The 21,288-nt window shown below is 41.0% G+C and carries 15 protein-coding genes and 1 pseudogene; 15 read left to right on the forward strand and 1 reads right to left on the reverse strand.

Annotation, left to right across the window (positions count from 1 at the left end; translation table 11 throughout):
* Nucleotides 1-54: 54 nt before the first annotated feature.
* The 10 genes and pseudogenes from rplQ to yidC all read left to right on the forward strand — a co-directional run.
* A pseudogene (rplQ, locus tag QHT84_RS11740) lies at nt 55-516 on the forward strand (50S ribosomal protein L17); the annotation flags it as partial.
* A gap of 484 nt (nt 517-1,000) precedes the next feature.
* Nucleotides 1,001-2,122, forward strand: a complete 1,122-nt coding sequence (gene carA, locus QHT84_RS11745; RefSeq protein ID WP_283239754.1) for a glutamine-hydrolyzing carbamoyl-phosphate synthase small subunit — start codon at nt 1,001-1,003, stop codon at nt 2,120-2,122.
* 316 nt (nt 2,123-2,438) lie between these two features.
* A complete protein-coding gene (eno, locus tag QHT84_RS11750; RefSeq protein WP_283239755.1) occupies nt 2,439-3,731 on the forward strand; it encodes a phosphopyruvate hydratase in 1,293 nt (430 codons plus the stop codon).
* 138 nt (nt 3,732-3,869) lie between these two features.
* Nucleotides 3,870-5,210 (forward strand): peptide-N-glycosidase F-related protein, encoded by a 1,341-nt coding sequence (locus QHT84_RS11755; RefSeq protein ID WP_283239756.1) that lies wholly within the window; start codon nt 3,870-3,872, stop codon nt 5,208-5,210.
* A 91-nt stretch (nt 5,211-5,301) separates the two neighbouring features.
* A complete protein-coding gene (gene guaA / locus QHT84_RS11760) occupies nt 5,302-6,831 on the forward strand; it encodes a glutamine-hydrolyzing GMP synthase (protein ID WP_283239757.1) in 1,530 nt (509 codons plus the stop codon).
* A 96-nt stretch (nt 6,832-6,927) separates the two neighbouring features.
* The gene (locus QHT84_RS11765; RefSeq protein WP_283239758.1) at nt 6,928-8,958 is read left to right on the forward strand and encodes a LysM peptidoglycan-binding domain-containing protein; all 2,031 of its coding nucleotides are present in this window, start codon (nt 6,928-6,930) and stop codon (nt 8,956-8,958) included.
* Complete coding sequence (locus QHT84_RS11770; RefSeq protein ID WP_283239759.1) at nt 8,958-9,362, forward strand: OsmC family protein; 405 nt, start codon at nt 8,958-8,960, stop codon at nt 9,360-9,362. The genes QHT84_RS11765 and QHT84_RS11770 overlap by 1 nt, the downstream gene beginning before the upstream one ends.
* A 2-nt stretch (nt 9,363-9,364) precedes the next feature.
* A complete protein-coding gene (locus QHT84_RS11775; RefSeq protein WP_283239769.1) occupies nt 9,365-9,592 on the forward strand; it encodes a DUF3820 family protein in 228 nt (75 codons plus the stop codon).
* 155 nt (nt 9,593-9,747) lie between these two features.
* Nucleotides 9,748-11,364 carry a CTP synthase gene (locus QHT84_RS11780; RefSeq protein ID WP_283239760.1) on the forward strand — a complete coding sequence of 539 codons (1,617 nt, stop codon included), beginning with the start codon at nt 9,748-9,750 and terminating at the stop codon, nt 11,362-11,364.
* A gap of 45 nt (nt 11,365-11,409) precedes the next feature.
* A complete protein-coding gene (gene yidC, locus QHT84_RS11785; RefSeq protein ID WP_283239761.1) occupies nt 11,410-13,305 on the forward strand; it encodes a membrane protein insertase YidC in 1,896 nt (631 codons plus the stop codon).
* Nucleotides 13,306-13,474: 169 nt separating this feature from the next.
* Here yidC and QHT84_RS11790 read toward each other — a convergent pair whose 3' ends face one another.
* Nucleotides 13,475-14,443 carry a fasciclin domain-containing protein gene (locus QHT84_RS11790; protein WP_283239762.1) on the reverse strand — a complete coding sequence of 323 codons (969 nt, stop codon included), beginning with the start codon at nt 14,441-14,443 and terminating at the stop codon, nt 13,475-13,477.
* Between the two features lie 293 nt (nt 14,444-14,736).
* Between QHT84_RS11790 and QHT84_RS11795 the strand changes: the two genes are divergently transcribed.
* The 5 genes from QHT84_RS11795 to QHT84_RS11815 form a co-directional block, all read left to right on the forward strand.
* Entirely contained in the window at nt 14,737-15,519 is a 783-nt protein-coding gene (locus tag QHT84_RS11795) for a toxin-antitoxin system YwqK family antitoxin (protein ID WP_283239763.1), read from the forward strand.
* A gap of 128 nt (nt 15,520-15,647) precedes the next feature.
* Nucleotides 15,648-16,835: a tRNA 2-thiouridine(34) synthase MnmA gene (mnmA, locus tag QHT84_RS11800; protein WP_283239764.1), complete on the forward strand. Its 1,188-nt coding sequence runs from the start codon at nt 15,648-15,650 to the stop codon at nt 16,833-16,835.
* A 27-nt stretch (nt 16,836-16,862) separates the two neighbouring features.
* Entirely contained in the window at nt 16,863-18,485 is a 1,623-nt protein-coding gene (locus QHT84_RS11805; RefSeq protein WP_283239765.1) for a S8 family serine peptidase, read from the forward strand.
* Nucleotides 18,486-18,511: 26 nt separating this feature from the next.
* Nucleotides 18,512-19,456, forward strand: a complete 945-nt coding sequence (locus QHT84_RS11810; protein ID WP_283239766.1) for an NAD(P)H-dependent flavin oxidoreductase — start codon at nt 18,512-18,514, stop codon at nt 19,454-19,456.
* 354 nt (nt 19,457-19,810) lie between these two features.
* Nucleotides 19,811-21,288, forward strand: a 1,478-nt coding sequence (locus QHT84_RS11815; protein ID WP_283239767.1) for an Ig-like domain-containing protein, incomplete at its 3' end; no start/stop codon positions are given.

Below are 21,288 nucleotides of genomic sequence, written 5' to 3' on the forward strand. Positions count from 1 at the left end.
TATTTTGCTCTCCAAAGCGGATCGTAGCAAGATGAAGGTTAAAAAAAGTACGTCATGAGACACGGAAAAAAAGTAAATCACTTAAGCAGACAAACCGGACACAGAAAGTCTATGTTGGCCAATATGGCTTGTTCTCTTATCGAGCACAAACGTATTATCACCACAGTTGCTAAAGCTAAAGCGCTTAAACAATTCGTTGAGCCTTTAGTAACAAAGTCAAAAGAAGATACTACACACAACAGACGTATCGTTTTCGCTTACATCAGAAACAAGTATGCTGTAACCGAATTGTTCAGAGAAGTTGCTGCGAAAGTAGGTGACCGTCCGGGAGGATACACCCGTATTATCAAGTTAGGAAACCGTTTGGGAGATAACGCTGATATGTGTATGATCGAGTTGGTTGATTTCAACGAACTATACAACGGAGGTAAAAAAGAAGAGAAAAAAGGAAGAACCCGTCGTGCTAAAAAATCGACTACTTCAGCTCCTGTAGCGGCTGCACCTAAAGCAGAAGCGCCGGCGCCGGTAGTAGAAGACGCAGTAGAGGAGACTCCGGTTGCAGAAGTAGTAGAAACTCCGGTTGTTGAGGAAACTCCGGTAGCGGAAGCACCTGCAGAAGAAGCTCCGGAAGCTCCGGCGACCGACGAAGAATCTAAAGAAGAGCAAGCCTAATGGTAGCCCACTCTTAAATATAAAGGATAAACAGTTTTGTTTATCCTTTTTTTTTGTACTGTTTGGAACAGAGCAGAAGTCTAGAAGCGAACGGCTCGGGATTTATCAGCATACCATTTTCCCGCTGTTTGCACTACACGGTAGATGCGTCCATCGGGGCTAAAAGGGAATCTAAGGGAATGTTTATAAACTTTAATAATTCCATTTTAATATGAGTGTTCAATAAATTAATTTTGTCACTAACAAATCAAACTAACAACCCGAAACCCGCAACTCGAAACCTGCAACATAACACATAACACACAACTTACAACACACAACTTACAATATGAAATACACAACAAGACCACAAGCCTTACTACTACTCGCCGACGGTACTATTTTTTACGGTAAATCCATCGGAATCTCCGGAAAAACCTTTGGCGAAGTTTGTTTCAACACCGGAATGACCGGCTACCAGGAAATCTTTACCGATCCGTCTTATTTCGGCCAAATCATGGTCGCCACCAACCCACACATCGGGAATTATGGTGTTAATGCCAACGAAGTCGAAGCCGACAACATCATGATTGCCGGTTTGGTGTGTAAAAATTTCAGTTTTACCCATTCGCGTCCCGATTCGGAAAGCAACCTTTACGACTATTTCGAAAAACAAAACTTAATTTGCCTATCCGATGTAGATACCCGTGCTTTGGTAAGCTACATCCGTGACAATGGTGCCCAAAACGCCGTCATCTGCACCGACGGAACGCCGATTGAAGAATTAAAAACGTTGTTGGCGAAAGTGCCCGATATGAAAGGCTTAGAGTTGGCCTCCAAAGTATCGGTAACCGAACCGTATTTTTTCGGAGATGAAACGGCCACTTATAAAATAGCCGCTTTGGATTTAGGAATCAAAAGAAACATCTTGCGCAACTTGGCCAAACGCGACTGCTACATTAAAGTGTTTCCGTACAACACGCCGTTTGAAGATTTAAAAGCCTTCAATCCCGATGGTTATTTCTTGTCTAACGGACCCGGCGATCCGGAACCGCTGACCGAGGTCATCGAAACCGCCAAACAAATGATTGCGTCGGACAGGCCGGTTTTCGGGATTTGTCTCGGTCACCAAATTATCGGCTTGGCCAACGGGGTGTCGACATACAAAATGTTCAATGGTCACCGCGGCATCAACCATCCGGTAATGAATATCCTAACGGGTAAAGGGGAAATCACCTCGCAAAACCACGGCTTTGCCGTAAACCGTGAAGAATTAGAAAAACATCCTGATTTAGAAATCACGCACTATCACATCAACGACAATACGGTGGCCGGCATGCGCATGAAATCGAAATCGTGTTTCTCGGTGCAATACCATCCGGAAGCCAGTCCCGGACCACACGATGCCGAATATTTGTTCGATGAGTTTGTAGCCAATATTCAAAAAGCCAAAAGCTTACAAACGGTTTAAGCTTGCCTCACTAGCCCCGATTGTAGTGGACATCCTTTTGTTTTGTCATCCTGTCCCGAGGCTTCGGGAGTCGAAGGACAAAACAAAAGAGGGAAACGAAAAGCGGGAATAGGGACAACAAAAATACCCGAACCATTCGCTCCAAGACTTGATACTTCGTCTACGCTCAGTACAGGCGGAGCTCAGTCTGATAAAAGTGACAATACTAAATCGTTTGCGTTAATAACATTCGGCTGAATTGTCAAATTCCTAAAAAAAGATGGAATATATTTGTGATAAATGTAAAAACTAACAACAAAATCTAATAGTATACAATATGAGTATTATTATCAAAGTACACGCAAGACAAATCCTGGACTCCAGAGGAAATCCAACTATTGAAGTAGATGTAGTAACCGAAAACGGCGTTTTGGGTCGTGCTGCAGTACCTAGTGGCGCTTCCACAGGAGAACATGAAGCCGTGGAGTTGCGAGATGGAGGCAAAGCCTACATGGGGAAAGGAGTTTTGAAAGCGGTGGAGAATGTGAATACTAAAATTGCTCCGGAATTAATGGGTGTTTCGGTTTTTGAGCAAAACCACATCGACCAATTGATGATTGATTTAGACGGAACTGCCAATAAATCCAATTTAGGAGCCAATGCCATTTTAGGCGTTTCTTTGGCTGTAGCCAAAGCCGCTGCAAATGAGTTAGGTTTGCCGTTATACCGTTACGTTGGCGGTGTTTCTGCCAATACCTTGCCGGTACCGATGATGAATATTATCAACGGTGGTTCGCACTCCGATGCCCCGATTGCGTTTCAAGAGTTTATGATTATGCCGGTAAAAGCATCAACTTTTACCCACGCCATGCAAATGGGAACGGAGATTTTCCACAACCTGAAAAAAGTATTACACGACCGACATTTGTCGACAGCCGTAGGGGATGAAGGTGGTTTCGCGCCTAACTTAGCCGGCGGAACGGAAGATGCTTTGGATACCATTAAAAAAGCAGTGGAAAATGCAGGCTATAAATTTGGCGACGAAGTAATGATTGCTTTAGACTGTGCCGCATCTGAATTTTATGTAGACGGAAAATACGATTACACCAAATTCGAAGGCGCTACCGGAAAAGTAAGAACTTCCAAAGAACAAGCCGAATATTTGGCTTCTTTGGCGGCAAATTATCCAATTATTTCTATCGAAGACGGGATGTATGAAGACGACTGGGAAGGTTGGAAATATTTAACCGAATTGATAGGCGATAAAGTACAATTAGTAGGCGACGATTTATTTGTAACCAATGTGCAACGTTTGGCTACCGGAATTGAAAAAGGTATTGCCAATTCTATCTTGGTAAAAGTAAACCAAATCGGAACGTTGACTGAAACCATCGCTGCCGTAAATATGGCGCACAATGCCGGTTACACTTCCGTGATGTCACACCGCTCCGGAGAAACCGAAGACAATACGATAGCCGATTTAGCCGTGGCATTAAACTGTGGTCAAATCAAAACCGGTTCGGCATCGCGTTCCGACCGTATGGCCAAATACAACCAGTTGTTGCGTATTGAGGAAGAATTAGCCAACACGGCTTATTTTCCGGGCGTAAAAGCGTTTAAACAAAAGTAATTTCATTCCGATAAGGATGCTGTTGACACCCGATAGGTTTTAACCTGTCGGGTGTTTTTTGTTGATTTCCAGAAAATTGAAGGATAAGGTAAGCGAACTTTTACTATTTTTACACACATAACAACACACTACTTCATAATGAGAAAACACTATTTTTTGATTCTTTCCTTTTTAGGATTATGGCTTACCGCTAAAGCACAAACTACGACCATACTGATTTACGACAACGTACTGTTTTATGATGGTTACGCTGCGTTGGTAAATGAACCTACAGAACCCGATGTCATTCGATTGCGAAATGATTTGTTTACCAAAAAACTCACGCAAGAGGTATTGGATCAAATAGGCAGCACACTGACGCTTAATGTATTGATATCGGCGGCTTGTGATAATTATGACCGTATCGGAAATGTGAATTTGGCGTTAGTGCCCAAAGGAGCTGAGATATACAATCCCAACACTACTAATCGCATAGAGTTGGGCCGATTCATCACACCGTTTATGAATAAAAATATTGAACCCAGTTCGGTTCCGTATACCTTTTCGGTGGATAACGTGGCCAAGATTTTAAAGGATAGTTATCTGAATTCCGTCTACGATTTTTGGATAGAATTAGAGGTTTTCGGAGTGCCGTATGCTGCCAACACTCAGGTGGCCGGATGTGCGGGGCGAAATGATGTTTTTTTCGGGACATTAGAATTCGCCACCAATGATGTTACTACGGTTCCCAATGATACTTTTGTATTGCCGTTAAACTTTAAAAAAGATCTGAACAACTATGCGGCCGGTGCTTCGGATGCTATCGGCACTACAGTACGAACCATTAATTTCAATGTGCCGTCAGCCATCAACAATGCTTCCTTTTACTTAATCACTTCCAATCATGGTGCCAACTCAGGTGGAGAGGAATACAACCGAAGATGGCATTATATCTCTTTCGACGGCAATCAGGTTTTATCCTATCGCCCGGGAGAACCTACCTGTGAGCCGTATCGGATTTACAATACCCAACCCAACGGGATTTACGGTTCTACTCCGAGAACACCGGCACAATGGCAATCTTTTAGTAATTGGTGTCCCGGTTCGGTCATTCCTATTCGTCAAATTAGTTTAGGAAACCTGGCGGCAGGAGATCATTCGTTTGTTATCTCGGTACCCGATGCCGTTTTTGTGGGACAACAAGGTTATATTCCCGTTTCGCTGTATCTTCAGGGACAAAATACTACTTTGGGAACCGAAAATTTCACGGTATTAGATTTTAAATACTACCCCAATCCGGCCAAAAACGAACTCACTATTAGCGCCAACACTGTGATGAAATTGGTGTCGCTTTACGATATGCAAGGCAGGTTATTGGTTTCCAAATCAGTAGAACAAACGCAAACGTCAATTGATGTGGCTGCGTACTCCAATGGAATTTACGTTTTAAAAGTGCGTTCTGACAATGAAGAAATCACCAAAAAAATAGTAAAAGAATAGTTTTAAACTTTCCGATAGCAGTAAAAGAAGTTTCTTGCTAAGAATCTTCTTTTACTGTTTTTATTTTCAATCGAGAATAGTACTTTTGCACATGCAACACAACGTACTTATTTTAGATTTCGGCTCGCAATACACCCAACTGATTGCACGCCGCGTAAGGGAATTAAACATCTTTTGTGAAATTTTCCCTTTTCATCATGTTCCCGATGATTTATCGACCTACAAAGCGGTTATCCTATCCGGTAGTCCTTATTCTGTAAGAGCTGAAGATGCTCCTCATCCTGATTTATCTCAAATTCGAGGCAAAATGCCGTTGTTGGCGGTTTGTTATGGCGCCCAATATTTGGCTCATTTCAACGGCGGCGAAGTGGCTCCGAGTAACATACGCGAGTATGGCCGAGCCAATTTGTCCTTCATTAAAGATGATGAGCCTTTTTTTGAGGAGGTCGCATTGAACAGTCAGGTTTGGATGAGTCACAGTGATACCATCAAACAATTACCCACCAACGGTGTTTTATTGGCCAGTACCAAAGACGTGGCGAATGCAGCGTATCGTATTGAAGGTGAAAAAACCTATGCCATTCAATTTCATCCCGAAGTATATCATTCTACCGACGGGAAGCAAATCTTAGAAAATTTTCTAGTCAAAATAGCCGAAGTACCGCAAAACTTCACTCCTAATGCTTTCGTGGAGGATTGTGTCAAGGAATTGAAAGAAAAAGTGAAGAACGACAGAGTGGTTCTGGGCTTGTCGGGTGGTGTTGATTCGACCGTGGCAGCCGTTTTGTTAAACAAGGCTATCGGTAAAAACCTGTATTGTATTTTCGTTAACAACGGGCTGCTGCGCAAAAACGAGTTTGAAAATGTTTTGCATCAATACAAAGACATGGGCTTGAATGTGAAAGGCGTAGATGCTTCAGAGCGTTTTTTAAGTGCTTTGGCTGGTATTGAAGATCCTGAACAAAAACGCAAAACTATTGGTCGGGTATTTATAGAAGTGTTTGATGATGAAGCCCATCGTATAGAAGATGTTAAATGGTTGGCGCAAGGAACCATTTATCCCGATGTCATCGAATCGGTCTCGGTGAAAGGACCTAGTGCGACCATCAAGTCACATCACAATGTAGGCGGCTTACCCGATTTTATGAAATTGCAAATTGTAGAACCTTTGCGCATGCTTTTTAAAGATGAAGTACGACGGGTGGGTAAAACCTTAGGGATTGATCCGGAACTTTTAGGCCGACATCCTTTCCCGGGCCCGGGCTTATCCATTCGCATTTTGGGGGATATCACGCCGGAGAAGGTAAGAATTCTGCAAGAGGTGGATTTTGTTTTTATAGAAGGATTAAAAGCACATGGCTTATATGATAAAGTTTGGCAAGCCGGAGCCATTTTGTTGCCGGTAAACAGTGTCGGGGTTATGGGTGATGAGCGTACTTATGAAAAAGTAGTTGCACTTAGAGCTGTAGAATCTACCGATGGAATGACCGCCGATTGGGTGCATTTGCCGTATGACTTCTTGATGAAAATCTCCAATGAAATTATTAATAAAGTGAAAGGGGTGAACAGAGTCGTGTATGACATCAGCTCAAAACCACCCGCCACTATAGAATGGGAATAGTTTTTGTTAACACTAAATAGTTAATGAAAAAAAGCGTTTAAAAGGTGGCAATTCAAAAGTTTTGCTACCTTTATACGTCGAATAAATCGCATGTTTATGAAAAACCGAATTATTTTCTCACTGCTTTTTGTTTTGGGAACCGTAGTATCTTCTTCGGCGAAACAAGACAAATACCTCAAGCATACCGTGGCCAAAGGAGAAACAATCACTCTGATAGCCCAGAAATACAAGGTTACTCCATTTGATATTTACAAGCTTAATCCGGATTCCCAAAACGGACTTCAGTTGAATAGTGTTTTGTTAATTCCGCCATCGGCTGCCGAGGCAAAGCCGGCTGTTGCCGCCCAAACACAACCCAAACCATCTCAAAACCCAACGACTCATTTGGTAGTCGCTAAAGAAACATTGTATAGTATTTCCAGACAATATGGTGTGTCGGTTGATGCCTTGAAAGAAGCCAACGCCGAATTGTTGAAAGACGGTTTGAAAATCGGGCAAACCATAAAAATTCCTTCCGGTTCCGGCGCTGTCACTCCGTCTGCTGTCGTTCAAAAAGAAGTAGTGAAAGAAACCCCTAAACCGGTGGTTAGTACCGAAGTCAAAGAAGAGGCTCAGAGAGGAAATGTCGCGTATCATATCATAGAACCGAAGGAAACCAAATACGGTGTTTCTAAGAAGTACGGGATGACCATTCAGGAATTGGAACGTCTCAATCCCGGGATAGTCAATGATTTTCCCATAGGGATGAAGTTGGTGGTTTCGGGTAATGCACCGGCTGCTGCTACGGTGAAACCGGTGGTTTCTGCGAATCCGATTACTGAAAAGCCGAAAGATGTAAATCCGTCTTCGGGCAAAAAATACCTTCAGGAATATGTGGTTAAACCCAAAGAAACCATACAAAGTATCGCCAATGATTTTGGTATCTCGGAATCGGAATTGATTCAGTTAAACCCCGAACTCAAGAAAGGCGTTAAATTGGGTATGATTCTCAGGGTACCGATGATTGAGAAAGCCAATGTCCCCAAAAAGGAGCAAGGTAATTTACTGAAAAAGATTAATACTAATGCGAGGAAACAACTCGCATTACTTTTACCCTTTAATATCAGTAAGATTGAGAGTGATACAGTAAATTCAACTCAAGCCCGGTTGAAAAAAGATAAGTTTCTCAACATGACTCTCGATTTCTATTCGGGGGCTTTGATGGCTATTGATTCGGCCAGAGTGTTGGGACTTAATGTAGATATTACCATTTTGGATTCACAGGAAACCAAAAATACCTCCAGCGTGGCAACTTTGGTGCAACAAAATAATTTAGCTGTGAAAGACGCCGTAATCGGACCGTTTTACCAAGCAAATGTTGAGCGGTTAGCCGAATTATTAGAACCCAACAAAACACCGGTAATTTCTCCTTTGTCAAAAGAGTTAGGGAAGAAGTACACGAACTTATACCAATCGATGCCTTCTGTGGATCAGATGCGAAGTGCCATTTTTCAATTTATGAAAACTAAAGGCGGTAATATTGTAGCGGTTGTCGACGCCAAAAAAGGCAGTGTAAAACAGTACTTGCAAGAAATGCAAAGCGAAACCAAAATCGTAGGTTTAAGCGCCAAAGGTACTTTTGTGGCCGACAGTTTGCGTATCCATCTTCAGAAAGATAAGATGAATTATGTGGTATTGGCTTCCGAAAGCACCGGAATGATTTTAGCAGCAACCAATGCCATGTTAGCGGCGCAAAAGGATTATGCATTGCAATTGGTGATTATGGAGCCAAACGAGACTTTGGATTTCGAGGAGATTTCGTTGACGCGATTAACCAAATTGAAATTGTTGTATCCTTCCTTGTCCCGACCGAATGATACGGAAGAAGCCAATCAGTTTGATGTCAAATACAAAAAACTCAACAAAATTATTCCGAATCAATATGCCATCCGAGGTTTTGATGTGACTTTTGATACCTTGCTCCGTTTGTCTCAAGAAAAGACATTCGAGGAAACCATTCAAACGGATGCTTCCGAACAAATCGAAAACAAATTTGATTATGTTCAGAACGCCACGTATGGCTATTCCAATAACGGAATTTACATATTGAATTACGATATCGATTTAACCATAAAAGAAGCCCAATAATGCCTACCTCTAAAGTAACTTATTTAGGAGATTTAAGAACGTCTTCTGAACACCTTCAATCGGGAAGTGTAATTATCTCGGATGCGCCTCTGGACAACAACGGAAAAGGAGAAGCATTTTCACCAACCGATACTGTAGCGAATGGTTTGGCATCGTGTATGTTTACCGTTATGGGAATTAAAGCGCGCGATTTAGGGGTCGACTTTTCCGGTTCGACGGCCGAAGTTACTAAAGTCATGGCTGCCGAACCCCGAAGGATTTCAGAAATTCATGTGACTTTTCATATGAGTATTTCGGCTGATGATAAAACCAAAACGATCTTGGAAAGAACCGCCTTAACGTGTCCTGTGCATTACAGTTTGCATCCGGATATTAAACGTGAAATCGTGTTTAATTGGAAGTAATTTTGAACGACCAACAAAAACTCCTCATCAAACTCGCTCATAGCAAGATGCCTTTCGGCAAATACGAAGGGTATTATCTTATTGATTTACCCGAGTACTACTTGGTTTGGTATGCTCAAAAAGGATTTCCTAAAGGTGCCTTAGGCGAGCAACTCAAGCTGGTGCAAGAGCTCAAGTTAAATGGTTTAGAGCCGCTCATCCGCAATATCAAAAAGCAATTTCCAAAGTAAATTTGAAAATGAATTCGTTTGAAAAGTTGAAGATGCATTAGTCGCTTCTAATCTACAGAAAAAATAATTTTCAAATCTTCAAATTTTCAAATCTTCAAATTAAATCAGTACTTTTGCCTCGTTTTTTACAACAACAACACAACAACTTACTTGCAATGAATCAAACACAAACAAAATACATTTTTGTTACCGGCGGTGTGACTTCTTCTTTGGGAAAAGGAATCATCGCCGCTTCTTTGGCCAAACTACTTCAGGCCAGAGGCTACCGAACGACTATTCAAAAATTTGACCCGTATATCAATGTCGATCCGGGAACATTGAATCCCTACGAGCATGGGGAATGTTTTGTAACCGATGACGGAGCGGAAACCGATTTGGATTTGGGTCATTATGAACGCTTCCTGAATGTGCCGACTTCACAAGCCAACAACGTAACGACCGGAAGGGTTTATCTTTCGGTCATTGAAAAGGAGCGAAGAGGTGAGTTTTTAGGAAAGACGGTTCAGGTAGTGCCGCATATTACAAACGAGATTAAAGACCGCATGCAGTTGTTGGGGAAAACCGGCGACTACGATATAGTGATTACCGAAATCGGCGGGACGGTCGGCGATATTGAGTCGTTACCGTATATCGAATCGGTTCGACAATTAGTATGGGAATTGGGAGAAAGCAACAGCATAGTGGTGCATTTAACTTTAATTCCGTATTTGGCTGCTGCCGGTGAATTGAAAACAAAACCCACACAACACTCAGTCAAAACTTTAATGGAAAGCGGAATCCAGGCCGATATTTTGGTGTGCCGAACCGAGCACGAATTGTCCGATGAATTGCGTCAAAAATTGGCTTTGTTCTGTAATGTAAAACGCGAAGCGGTTATCCAATCTATTGATGCTTCTACCATCTATGAAGTGCCGAATTTAATGCTGGAAGAAGGATTGGATATAGTTGCTTTAAAGAAATTAAACTTACCCAAAAAAGCGGCTCCCGATTTAAAAAATTGGAATACGTTTTTACATCGTTTGAAACATCCGAAACAAACCGTCAATGTAGGTTTGGTTGGAAAATACGTAGAGTTGCAAGACTCCTATAAATCAATTTTAGAAGCGTTTATCCACGCCGGAGCGGCCAATCAAACCAAGGTAAATGTCATTAGTATTCATTCGGAATATATAGATGAAACTAATGCGGCAGAACAGTTGCAGGGATTGGACGGAATTTTAGTAGCACCCGGTTTTGGTGGCAGAGGGATTGAAGGCAAAATCGAAACCGTTCGCTATGCCCGTGAAAACAACATTCCGTTCTTCGGGATTTGTTTGGGAATGCAAATGGCGGTAATCGAGTATTCGAGAACTGTTTTAGGATTGAAAGACGCTAATTCTACCGAGATGAATGAGGAAACGCAACATCCGGTTATTGCCTTGATGGAAGCGCAAAAAACCATAACCGATAAAGGCGGAACAATGCGTTTAGGGTCTTGGAAGTGCACGCTTGCCGAGGGAAGTTTAGCGCATGCCATCTATGGGAAAAATCAAATCGAAGAACGGCATCGTCATCGTTACGAATACAACAATGACTATCGTAAACAGTTGGAGACCGCCGGTTTAGTCGCTTCGGGAATCAATCCCGATACCGGTTTGGTAGAAATTGTAGAGTTGAAAAACCATCCGTTTTTCATTGGGGTGCAATACCATCCCGAATATAAGAGTACTGTTGCTAATCCGCATCCTATTTTTGTTAGCTTTGTGGCCGCAATGGTAAAACATAAAAAATAATGCATTTGGCTCAACCGGATGGGTTGGAGCGTAATTACACATACAATGGAAAATAAAAAATTTGATTTTAATTCGATTATCGGTTTTGCTTTAATCTTTGTCATTATCTTGTGGATGATGTACAATAACAGAGAACAAGAGCTAAAAGACCAAGCTAAAGCCAAAACAGAACAAGCGGCACAGCAAAAAGCCAAAAAGGAAACCACTAAAGAAGTGGCAAAAACCATCACAGATACTGCTGTAGCCGATTCGGTTAAAATTCAAAAATTAGAAGGTGTCTTGGGAAGTTTTGCCTACTCGGCTACCCTGCCTTCTGCCCAAGAAAATGTTACGGTTCTCGAAAACGAACTCATCAAGCTGACCATTGCCAACAAAGGAGGCTACATCGCCGAAGCTACGCTTAAAAACTACAAAAAATTTGACAAAAACTCCAAAGAATTGGTGGAGTTAATCAAAAACAACAATGCCTATTTTAATTTGCAATTGCAAACTAAGGATAATCGTATTTTAAATACAAAAGACTTGTTTTTTGAGCCAACACTGACCAAAGTCGACGGCAATCAGGTACTTTCCATGAAATTAAAGTCGAGTGCCAACAGTTATTTGGAATATCAATATGTCTTAAAGCCTAATGACTACATGCTCGATTTTGATATTCGTTCTCAAGGTTTGAAAACAGTCTTGAATACTTCAAAACCCGTGGATTTTCAATGGGATTTAAAAACGTATCGCAACGAAAAAAGTATCTCGTATGAGAATCGGTATGCTGAAATTGTATTTGAATATGAAGACGGAAAAGACGATTATGTAGGCCAAGGAAAAGACAAAGAAGAAACAGCCGAGAAAGTAACCTATATTGCATACAAACAACACTTTTTTACTTCTATTCTTTTAACCCAAAAGCCCTTGGAATCGGCCAAGATGAAGTCGCACGATTTGGTGAATGATGAAAAAGTAGATACGACTTTTACTAAAGATTTTAAAACCGCATCGGCTTTGGCTTTTACCAACGGCGAGTTGGATTATAAAATGAATTGGTATTACGGTCCGGCCGATTACCGAATTTTAGATAAATACGACCGCAACTTAGACGAAATTATTCCGTTAGGATGGGGTATTTTCGGATGGATAAACAAGTTTATCTTTGTGCCGTTATTTGGTTTGTTGAGTTCTTTTATGGGATTGGGTATCGCCATCATCATCTTTACAATTTTAATCAAAATTGCGATGTCGCCGATTACTTTTAAATCGTTCTTATCGCAAGCCAAAATGAAAGTATTGCGTCCGGAGATTATGGAAATCGGTGAGAAGTTCAAAAAAGATCCGATGAAAAAGCAACAGGAAACCATGAGTTTGTACAATAAGGCCGGGGTGAATCCGATGGCGGGTTGTATTCCGGCGTTGATTCAAATTCCGTTTATGTATGCTTCCTTCCAGTTCTTCCCGTCAGCTATCGAATTGCGACAAAAAGGATTCCTGTGGGCCGATGACTTATCGTCTTTTGACGAAATTGTGAAGTTGCCTTTCCATATTCCGGTATATGGCGATCATATCAGTTTGTTCCCCATTTTGGCGTCTATTGCTATTTTCTTCTACATGAAAATGACATCCGGTGATCAGGTGATGGCACAACCGCCGCAAGACGGTATGCCGGATATGGGTAAAATCATGAAAATTATGATTTATTTGTCTCCGATTATGATGTTGTTGTTCTTCAATAACTATGGTTCGGGATTGAGTTTGTATAACTTTATATCCAACTTAATTACTATCGGAATCATGTTGGTGATTAAAAAATATTTTATTGATAGTGATAAGATTCATGCTCAAATTCAAGAAAACAAATCCAAGCCTAAAACCGAAAGTAAGTTCCAAAGAAAAATGCGTGAGATGATGGAGCAGGCTGAGGAACAGAAAAAATTACAAGGCAAGAAGAAATAGTTTCTAAAATTAGCATAGTAAAAAACGCTGTTTAAACTAATTAAACAGCGCTTTTTGGTTTCGTTACATGTCTTGAGATGTCTATTTATTGTGATAATGAGAACTGTAATAAGTTGGTACAAAAAAAGCGCAGTACTTGTACTGCGCTTTTTCTTTTTCTAGCAATTTATTAATTCAAGCTTGGTAATAATACTTTGTTAATCACATGTATAACACCATTGCTGCACTGTACATCGGTAGCAATAATGCCGCTTACTCTGTTGTTAGCGTCGGTAATCGAAGCACTGGTGCCGCTGATGTTTATAGTGAAGTTCTGTCCGGCAAAAGTACTTACACTTTGTCCGTTAGTTAATGAAGTCGACAATACATTGGCTCCGGTCACCACGTGGTATTTTAAAGTCGACTCTAATACGTTAGCCGGAATAGCACCTAAACCGGAAAATCCTGTTTCCGCCAAGAAGGCTCCAAACGCGTCATTGGTAGGTGCAAAAACGGTAAACGGAGAACTTGCAGTTCCGGATAAAGTACTTGCAAATCCTGAAGACGGGTTAAAAGTTAATGCCGCTACCAATGTACTGAAAGACGGGTTGGCTATAGCGTGATTTACTACAGTAGGTAGCCCTAAAACACCGTCAACCACATGGATAACCCCATTGGAAGCCTTGATGTCATAAGCAGTTACAGTTCCGCCACCATTGGCACTTCCGCCGTTAATGATAACGCCGTCATTAGTTACATTGATGTACATGCTCAAAGTGTTACTGTTGGAAGCCCCGCCTACAGCTAAGGTTTTTACATAACCGGTACTGATGTCATCGCTGTAAAATTCACCTGCTATAACATGATTTTTAAGAACCTCGGTGAGTACATCTACAGGGACATCATCTAAAGATGCAAATCCGTTTGCTGCTAAAAACGCTTCAAATTTGTCATTCGTAGGAGCAAATACGGTATAGGCGCCCGGACTGTCAAAAGTTTCTGCTAATCCTGTTTTTACTAAAGCCTCGACTAAGATACTAAGGTTTGGACTTCTTTGTGCCACTTCTGCAATAGTTCTTTCTTTTTTCTCATCATCGCTGCAAGAGAATAGGGTAAAAGCCAAAACGGCTACGCTTAAAAGTTTCGTTAGTTTTTTCATGGTATTTTTTTTGTTTAAGATTTTGGCTAAATTAAGATATTTTGTTTAACAAAAATTAAAAAAAATTAAACAAAACGATAAATTATCATTTATTTAACAGTTTTGTTTAAGTATTCTTTTTTCCTGTAAGTGATATATAATCAGTATTTTCGGTTCTTTTTTAAAATTTGAAACGCTTTTTGGTTAAACAAAATTGGTTTGGTTTTTGTTTAGTGTTGCCATACTAAAAAATAGTATTTTGCGTTAATTAGGTATACCTTTGCCTTTTTGTAAAAAACTCAAATAAATAATTTATGAAATATGTTTTTGTACTTTTCTTTTGTACGCTCTCTGCTTTGAGTCAGGATTTTAATAAGTTGGATGAAAACGGGAAAAAACATGGCCTTTGGAAAGGTTTTTACGAAGAATCAAAAAGACCCCGTTACGAAGGAACGTTTGAACACGGTAAAGAAGTTGGGGTTTTTAAATTTTTTGATGACACGAAAGCCGGAACCGTCATTGCTACCCGTGATTTTAGTGCCAACGACAATTCTTGCTACACCATTTTTTACAATCAAAAAAATAATAAGGTGAGCGAAGGAAAAGTGGTCAACAAACTTTTCGAAGGAGAATGGAAATACTATCATGAAGATTCGCCTATCGTAATGACGCTCGAATATTACACCAACGGTAAATTGAATGGTGTTAGAAAAGTGTTTTACAGAAGCGGTGTATTAGCCGAAGAGACGACTTATAAAAACGGAATCAAAGAAGGAGCTTATAAAAGCTATGCCGAGAATGGTGTGGTATTGGAAGAGAGCTACTTTAAAAACGGCTTAAATGAGGGCATGGCTACCTATCGAAATGCTACCAATCAAATTGTTAGTCAGGGACTTTACAAAAACGGTAAAAAAGTTGGGAAGTGGAAGCAGCTCAACAGTAAAGGCAATTTGATTGAAGTCAATATGGACAAGCAAGGCAAGAATTTCAAAAAGCCTATTATGCCGAAGCAGTCTGATGTCAAAGTCGAAGTTAAAGATGAAGAAAAACCAAATTCGAATCTCGACGAAGAACTCAAAAGGAAAATCGGTCGCTAAATAATTTTTACTTACCGGAGCATTAATTTAACTGATACTGCATTAGTGAATTTTGCGGAAATTGCGGTAACTTTGCACACCCAAACTTAATGTGGGTAAAGGAAACAAGGTTAAATTTTTACAATCAAATGAAACGTGTTGTTGTTGGACTTTCCGGTGGTGTCGATTCGAGTGTTGCAGCTTATTTATTAAAAGAACAAGGCTATGAAGTCATTGGTCTTTTTATGAAGAATTGGCACGACGATTCAGTAACTATTTCGAACGAATGTCCTTGGTTGGAAGATAGTAATGATGCCTTGTTAGTGGCTCAAAAATTAGGAATTCCTTTCCAAACGGTTGATTTGAGCGAACAATACAAAGAAAAAATCGTGGATTACATGTTCAACGAATACGAACAAGGACGTACGCCAAATCCTGATGTATTGTGCAATCGTGAAATCAAATTTGATGTTTTCATGAAAATTGCTTTGAGTTTGGGTGCCGATTTTGTGGCGACCGGACATTATTGCCGAAAAGGAACCATTCACAAAGACGGAAAAGAGATATACCAATTGCTTTCCGGTGTCGACGGCAACAAAGACCAGTCCTATTTTCTCTGCCAATTGTCACAAGAACAACTGGCCAAGGCATTATTTCCCATTGGGGAGTTAACCAAGCCACAAGTTCGTGAAATTGCCGCCGAATTGGATTTGGTAACGGCCGAAAAAAGAGATTCCCAAGGGTTGTGTTTTATCGGAAAGGTTCGTTTGCCTGAGTTTTTACAACAGCAATTGCGGCCCAAAGAAGGGTTCATTTACGAAGTGGCTGCCGATAGCGAAATTTACCGCAAAGAAGCGCCGGTTTTTCATTCTTTAGAAGAACAATTAACGTATGAGTCCAACGGAATTTCCTATACCCCGGAAGACGGAAAAGTGGTGGGAAAACACCAAGGCGCACACTATTTTACCATAGGTCAACGAAAAGGCTTGAATGTTGGGGGTACCAAAGAAGCACTTTTCATTATCGCTACCGATGTGAAAGCCAATGCCATTTATACCGGTCAAGGTGCCAATCATCCGGGATTATTCAAAAAAACATTGCGTGTTCAGCCTTCCGAGATTCATTGGATTCGAGAGGATTTAAAACTCAAAGACGGTGAAACTATGGAAGTAATGGCTCGTATTCGTTACCGTCAAGCGCTGCAAAAAGCAACGTTGTATCAGTTTCAAAGCGGATTGTATGTGTCTTTCGATGAACCGCAATCGGCCATTACGGAAGGTCAGTTTGTGGCTTGGAATATCGGTGATGAATTAGTTGGTTCGGGAGTAATTTCATAAATTAGCACTTTACAAATGTAAAGCGCTATGAAACAACTACTACTATATTGCTGTCTTTTTATAGGTTTTTGGGGCTATTCCCAAGAAGATGCATGGGTTTATTTTACGGATAAACCAAATGCACAATACTACCTCGACAACCCGCTTGAAATGCTTTCGCAAAGAGCCCTCGACAGAAGAGCCAATCAAAATATTGCTCTCGACACTAAAGACGTGCCGATTCACCAGCCCTACGTTGATGAAGTGGCGGCTTCACCCGGAATTGAGTTGAAAGCTAAATCCAAATGGTTTAATGCGGTTCATGTCAGAGGGGATTTGTCGGATATCAATAATTTAACCAACCTGACTTTTGTGGATCACATTCAGTATGCCGACAACAGTTTAAATGTTCAGGGCAGAAACGCAAATGCTAATCGAAGTAATGCAGTTGGCAATGTCAATAAAACGCTGGATACTAACATTACGTTTGCTTACGGAAATTCGGGGAATCAAATCCAGATGCTCAATGCGCATCTTTTGCATCAACAAGACTTTACCGGTACAGGTAAAATCATAGCCGTTATGGATGCCGGTTTCCCAAGTGTTGATGTCATTGCGCCTTTTCAAAGAATACGGGATAACAACCAAATTTTAGGAGGTTATAATTTTGTGGACAGAAGTACTAATTTTTATACTCGAAACTCTCACGGTACTATGGTGCTTTCCACTATGGGGGGCTATGTTGCCAACCAATTGGTAGGAACCGCTCCCGATGCACAATATTATTTGTTCATCACCGAAGATATCTATTCTGAAAATCCGGTAGAAGAGAGTTATTGGGTCGAAGCGGCCGAGATGGCCGATAGTTTGGGAGTGGATATTATCAATACTTCCTTGGGTTATTTTGATTACGATAATCCAAACTATAGCTATACTTATGAAGACATGAACGGGACTACTTCATTCATTTCCAGAGGCGCCGATATTGCTTTCAGTCGAGGTATGATTTGTGTGACCAGTGCGGGAAATTCCGGTGCCGGTGCTAATCCGCATATTGCAGTTCCCGCTGATGCACTAACCAATTTGACGGTTGGGGCGGTAAAGTTTGATGAAACCTATGCTACATTCAGTTCCATAGGGCCTTCTTTTGACGGCAGAGTCAAGCCCGATGTAATGGCACAAGGCCAAAGCGCAGTTGTTTCGGGGACTAACGGAGTAATCGGAGTCGCCAGCGGAACATCTTTTTCCGGACCTATTATGGCGGGTGCAGTAGCCAGTTTTTGGCAAGCGGTGCCATGGGCTACCAATCAGGATGTTGTCAATTTTGTCAAACAGTCGGCGGATAGATTCAATAATCCCACGGCTCTTTTCGGGTATGGGATTCCCGATTTTCAGTCGGCGCTCGATATGGCTTTGTTATCCGTAAATCAAAATCAAAAGCAACGATTTGCGCTTTTTCCCAATCCTGCAGTCCAAAGTGTTGCAGTTTCGATGCCAAACGGATTTGACAGCGCTACACTTTCGCTGTACAATGGTTTAGGACAATTGGTTTTGGAAAGTGAAGCAAATTCAAATGAGGCCATAAGTATCGAAAATCTGGCTTCAGGAATTTATTTTTATAAGATCAGAAGTAATTCTTTGGTACAATCAGGAAAGCTAATCAAAAATTAAAATTTTCACAGGACTTTGTATTTTACATGAATAAAATCACCCAACTTTTTAATATTAAATATCCCATCGTCCAAGGCGGAATGATTTGGAACAGCGGATACAAACTCGCCAGTGCTGTCAGTAATGCAGGAGGATTAGGTTTAATTGGAGCCGGCTCTATGTATCCCGATGTTTTGAGAGAACATATCAGAAAATGCAAGGCAGCTACCAACAAGCCTTTTGGGGTCAATGTTCCGATGTTGTATCCTAATATGGAAGAGATTATTCAAATTATTATTGAAGAGGGCGTAAAGATTGTGTTTACCTCTGCCGGAAATCCCAAAACATGGACCGATTATTTGAAGCGACACGGTATAACCGTAGTTCATGTGGTGAGCAGCTCTAAGTTTGCTTTAAAAGCTCAGGAAGCCGGAGTAGATGCTGTAGTAGCAGAAGGATTTGAGGCCGGAGGGCATAATGGGAGAGAAGAGACAACCACCTTAACGTTAATTCCTATGGTTAGAGAGCAAATAACCATTCCGTTGATTGCTGCAGGAGGCATCGCCACCGGAAGAGGAATGTTGGCGGCTATGGTTTTAGGAGCTGATGGTGTCCAAATGGGGTCGCGTTTTGCAGCTTCCATAGAAAGTTCCGCTCATGAAAATTTCAAAAATACCATTATCAAGGTAAAGGAGGGCGATACACAGTTAACATTAAAAGAGTTGGCTCCGGTGCGGCTGATAAAGAATAAGTTTTATGAAGATTTACAAGCTTTGTATGCCAAGTGTCCCTCTCAAGAAGAGCTTAAAACACTTTTGGGAAGAGCCAGAGCTAAAAGAGGAATGTTTGAAGGGGATTTAATTGAAGGTGAGCTCGAAATAGGGCAGATAGCCGGTTTGATTCATGAAATCAAGTCGGTTGAGGATATTATAAGTGAAATTATAGCAGAATTTGAGCGGGTTAAATCGAGTTTGACGGCTTCCCTCTTTTAGTTGTCATAATCACAATTTTCTAATGTTAATAGGTTTGTTGCAATGCATAAACTTATTAACATTTTTTTATTTCTCAATATTAATTAAACTTATTGATAACTTGGCTTTTTTAAAATTAAAATTAGTATTGCATTGTAAAACAATGGTTTAATCGTTTTTTAAATTGTTTAAAAAATGTTAATAATGTTTATTATTTTGTTTATAACATTTTGATAACCTAATTTTTGTCTTTAAAATTATAAGTAATATAGTAGTGATAATTTTATTTCGTCGAATACTGCAGAATTAGTGTTGAATTTGAAATGATTGGAGGAGTGGTTCGACGAATTTGAGTTATTTTAAATTAAACTGCTTATGAGAATAACTACTCTCACCAAAAATTACTTTTTTTATTGTGTTTTAGTGTTTTCGCTGTTAATGTTTAACAGTGTTGCTTATTCTCAATGTCCTACGATTACTAATCCGAATCAGTCTTTTTGTGATTCGCAGTCACCTACAATAGCTAGTTTGCAGGCGGTTGACAATGGAGGTGGTATAAAATGGTTTGCGACAGCTACTTCTACAACTCAACTCAACAGCTCCTCGGTCTTAGTGAACGGTGAAGATTATTTTGTTGATGATAATACCGGGAATTGTGGTGTTCGACAAAGTGTAACGGTTACTATTTACTCTGCACCGACCGGAGCTAATTTCCAAGGTGTTTGTGTGACGAGTTTGAGTCAGGCTACGCCATCCAATCCCCAATTTGTTATAAACGGAACAGGTCTTCAGTGGTATACGGTGCCCACAGGAGGAACACCCATATCCGGTTCAACTATTTTAACAGATAATACCATCTATTACATAAGTCAAACGAATCCGGATACCGGATGTCAAACGTCAAGACTTTCAGTTTTTGTTAATGTTGGATTAGTGCCGGCTCCTACGGGCAATCCCGTCCAAGAATTTTGTAATGTTCCCGGTAACGCTCCAACAGTAGCCGATTTAGTGGCTTCCGGAAATAATAATTGGTATTTAACGTCTGCTTTTGGAATTCCTCTGGATCCTTCTACACCATTGGTAAATGGGCAGTTTTATTATGCCACGACCGTTGATCCGCCCTGTGAAAGCAGTGACAGACTTGAAGTTTTGGTTAATATTTATGAGCCTAATGATGCGGGTTCTGATGGGAACCAATCCATTTGCGTAGACCAAGTCGCCTCAACTGTGCCATTTGACTTGTTTAATTTGTTAGGAGGTTCTCCCGATAACACCGGCACATGGTCTGGACCTATCTCCACGACCAACGGTTCTCAGGGAACTCTTGACGTTTCTTCTATGACTTTAACGGGCAGTCCTTATATTTTCACTTATACGGTAACTTCTGCCTTGTGTGCTCCTGACACTTCAACGGTTACCATAACCATACTGCCATTACCAACGGCGAGTGTGTCGGTGAGTCCGACGACGATTTGTTCGAACAGCAGTGCTACCTTTACCTTGACCGGTACTCCGAATGCTACGGTAACGTATAACATCAACGGCGGAGCGAATCAAACGGTTACCTTAAACGGAGCGGGAACGGCAACCATTAGTGGTACTTACACGGCCAATACGACATTGAATATTGTTAGTGTCGCCAGTGCAGGGACTCCGAGTTGTGTGAATCCGCAAACCAGCAGTGTTACTTTAACGGTGTTGCCATTACCAACGGCGAGTGCGTCGGTAAGTCCGACGACGATTTGTTCGAACAGCAGTGCTACCTTTACCTTGACCGGTACTCCGAATGCTACGGTAACGTATAACATCAACGGCGGAGCGAATCAAACGGTTACCTTAAACGGAGCGGGAAC

The organism is Flavobacterium sedimenticola, from assembly GCF_030053345.1.
GTDB lineage: Bacteria > Bacteroidota > Bacteroidia > Flavobacteriales > Flavobacteriaceae > Flavobacterium > Flavobacterium sedimenticola.

What these genes read in the sequence shown, in the direction of transcription:
- eno (WP_283239755.1), top strand. Translation starts at nt 2,439, where the DNA reads ATGAGTATTATTATCAAAGTACACGCAAGACAAATCCTGGACTCCAGA.
- carA (WP_283239754.1), top strand. Translation starts at nt 1,001, where the DNA reads ATGAAATACACAACAAGACCACAAGCCTTACTACTACTCGCCGACGGT.
- QHT84_RS11755 (WP_283239756.1), top strand. Translation starts at nt 3,870, where the DNA reads ATGAGAAAACACTATTTTTTGATTCTTTCCTTTTTAGGATTATGGCTT.
- QHT84_RS11805 (WP_283239765.1), top strand. Translation starts at nt 16,863, where the DNA reads ATGAAACAACTACTACTATATTGCTGTCTTTTTATAGGTTTTTGGGGC.
- QHT84_RS11810 (WP_283239766.1), top strand. Translation starts at nt 18,512, where the DNA reads ATGAATAAAATCACCCAACTTTTTAATATTAAATATCCCATCGTCCAA.
- yidC (WP_283239761.1), top strand. Translation starts at nt 11,410, where the DNA reads ATGGAAAATAAAAAATTTGATTTTAATTCGATTATCGGTTTTGCTTTA.
- guaA (WP_283239757.1), top strand. Translation starts at nt 5,302, where the DNA reads ATGCAACACAACGTACTTATTTTAGATTTCGGCTCGCAATACACCCAA.
- QHT84_RS11765 (WP_283239758.1), top strand. Translation starts at nt 6,928, where the DNA reads ATGAAAAACCGAATTATTTTCTCACTGCTTTTTGTTTTGGGAACCGTA.
- QHT84_RS11790 (WP_283239762.1), bottom strand. Translation starts at nt 14,443, where the DNA reads ATGAAAAAACTAACGAAACTTTTAAGCGTAGCCGTTTTGGCTTTTACC.
- QHT84_RS11780 (WP_283239760.1), top strand. Translation starts at nt 9,748, where the DNA reads ATGAATCAAACACAAACAAAATACATTTTTGTTACCGGCGGTGTGACT.
- QHT84_RS11795 (WP_283239763.1), top strand. Translation starts at nt 14,737, where the DNA reads ATGAAATATGTTTTTGTACTTTTCTTTTGTACGCTCTCTGCTTTGAGT.
- QHT84_RS11770 (WP_283239759.1), top strand. Translation starts at nt 8,958, where the DNA reads ATGCCTACCTCTAAAGTAACTTATTTAGGAGATTTAAGAACGTCTTCT.
- mnmA (WP_283239764.1), top strand. Translation starts at nt 15,648, where the DNA reads ATGAAACGTGTTGTTGTTGGACTTTCCGGTGGTGTCGATTCGAGTGTT.